This is a genomic window from bacterium (assembly GCA_026398675.1).
Lineage (GTDB): Bacteria > RBG-13-66-14 > RBG-13-66-14 > RBG-13-66-14 > RBG-13-66-14 > RBG-13-66-14.
The window spans coordinates 1-2,254 of the sequence record JAPLSK010000268.1; the positions used below are offsets into that span (position 1 = coordinate 1).

The following is a 2,254-nucleotide window of genomic DNA, read 5'->3' on the forward strand; positions in this document are numbered from 1 at the left end:
CACGCTCCATGCCCGCCGCCGCCCGGCTCAGACGGTCCAGAAGCCTCTCCGGCGGCTCCGGGATGGGGTCGTCCACCTGGGCCGGCATCACCCGCCGGCCCCGCTCCTTGGAGCCCAGGGAGAAGTACCCCTCCTCCCGGCGGACCTGGAACCGCTCGCTGACAACCTCCGCCAGCTCGCCGGAGAGGTAGGCCCGCCCGGCGGGTGTGTGGGCCAGGAGACGGAGCGCCTCCTCCACCGCCTGTCCCGCCGGCAGCGCCAGATACCGTCCCAGCGCCTCCAGGATGAAGAGGCCCCCCTTCCCCCCGGCGATGGCCACCCGGGGCGGGGAGTCCAGCTCCTCGATGAGCTGCTCGGTCGTCAGGCAGGCGCGGAAGATGTGGGCGTCGCTGCCCGTCTCGGGGAAAAAGGCGACCAGCACCCCGCCGCCCCAGGCCAGAAGGTGTCCCGAGTACTCCTCCAGGGCGGCCAGGAGGAGCTCGGCCACCGCGGCGTCGGTCTCGTAGGCGTCGTCGGCCGGGGCGCAGACCAGCGCCGTTCCGGGCTCCAGGAGGACCGGCCCGTCGCCCTCGGCGGTGAGGGTCCAGCGCAGCGGCCAGGCCCGGGCCAGGGTGTGGTACCGGCGCTCCAGCGTCCCCAGCTCGCCGAGGAGGTCGTCTATCCGGGCGGCCTCGGAAAGGGCGTAGCGGGCCAGCCCCGGGGTGATGAAGCGCTCGAGCTCGCGGCGGAGGTCTTCCATGCGTCTATTTGGTCCGCTGTTTGGTAGATGCCTGTCCGACTGAATCATACCCGTCGAAGAATGGTCAAACCGGCGTCGGCGTTCGGCCGGAAGCCGGGGGCGTTTTACAGCAGCTTCTTGCCGCCCAGGCCGGGGTCCAGGTGCGGCCCGGCGTAACCCTCGCCGTCCACGGCGGGGGGTGTGCGGTCGGGATCCTCCACTCCGGGGAGGCGGGGCGCCCGCGGCGGCCTTCCCGAATCCGCCGGTCGCCGTCCCTGAATGAGGACCCGCGTGTAAAGCTCGATGTAGCCCTCGGTCATCGCCTCCAGGCTGTGATTTTCGCGGATGTGACGCGAGGCGGCGTCGGTCATGGCCCGGGTCCGGGCGGGGTCGTCCAGGAGTTTTCCGATTTTTTCACCGAGCGCCCGGTCGGAGTATTCGAAAATTAAAAGCCCCCGCGCCTCGGGCGGCAGAATCTCCACGCAGCCGCCCTGGGCCAGCCCCACCGCCGGGACGCCCAGCGCCAGCGGCTCGGCCATACCCCGGTTGAAGCTCTCGCCGCGCCCGACGGCCACCGCCAGGTCGCAGGCGGCGTACACCGGCCGCGGGTCGGAGATTTTCCCCAGGAACCGGACCCGATCGCCCGTGCCCAGCTCCCGGGCCAGGTCCCGTAGGTGCTCCTCGTGGTATCCCGCCCCGGCCAGGAGCACGATTGCGTCGGGAATCCGCGCCGCGGCGCGCAGCAGGTGGTCCAGCCCCTTGCGGTGCCCCAGTCGGCCCACGTAGCCCAGCACCGGCCCCCCCGGCCCGAGGCCGAGCCCCCGCCGGGCATCTTCCTTCTCAAAAAGCCCCGGCCGGAACCGCTCCGTATCCAGGCCGTTGGGCACCAGGGCCACGCGGCTGGGGTGGACGCGGTCCACGTCCAGCACGTAGTCGCGGACCCGGCGCGAGACACAGGCGTAGCCGCCCATGAAGGGCGAGGTGAGCCGGGTCAGCCGTTTTTCCCAAGGTGAGTCGAAGCCGTAGCGGTGGAAGGTGACGAAGGCCGGTCGCCCGGACGCGAGGCCGGCGATCCAGGTCGGGATGCGGTTTGGGTGGCCGTGGAGGGCGGTGGCGCCTATCCTTCGTGCCAGGCGCGCCAGCTTGAGCCCCAGCGCCAGGGCCGAATCGCCCGGTCCGCCGACGAGGTGCAGCTCCACGCCGCGCTCGTCGAAGTACGCCCGGCCGGGGCCGTCGCCGGTGAGGCTGGCCGCGGCGCAGGGGAATCCACGTTCCTTCAGGCGGGCGCACACCTCCGCCGTGCCCCGGTGGGGGCCCGAGAGCAGCAGGTCCTCGAGGTAGTGGAGGATGAGCATGGGGTGCGTGTCGGTGGATTACGGGGTCAAGTATAAATAAAAAGGGGGGCGCGTGGCACGGTGCGCCCGAATCTGTGGGGCGTGGATTGCCCCGCCGGTTGCGATGACGCAGGGGCGGACCTTTAGACCCGCCCGGTTTACCCCTCACCCCAACCCTCCCCCCAAAGGGGGGAGGGGGCCG

General features: G+C 71.7%; 2 protein-coding genes. Both read right to left on the minus strand.

Annotated features, from left to right (window positions below; translation table 11 throughout):
- The coding region (locus tag NTW26_08330; protein ID MCX7022257.1) for a hypothetical protein at nucleotides 1–739 on the minus strand (739 nt) is incomplete at its 3' end.
- Between the two features lie 104 nt (nucleotides 740–843).
- Nucleotides 844–2,073 (minus strand): glycosyltransferase, encoded by a 1,230-nt coding sequence (locus NTW26_08335; protein ID MCX7022258.1) that lies wholly within the window; start codon nucleotides 2,071–2,073, stop codon nucleotides 844–846.
- Between the last annotated feature and the right edge of the window lie 181 nt (nucleotides 2,074–2,254).

Bases quoted from the DNA above. Each gene is read 5' to 3' on its own strand.
- NTW26_08335 (MCX7022258.1), bottom strand. From the start codon at position 2,073: ATGCTCATCCTCCACTACCTCGAGGACCTGCTGCTCTCGGGCCCCCAC.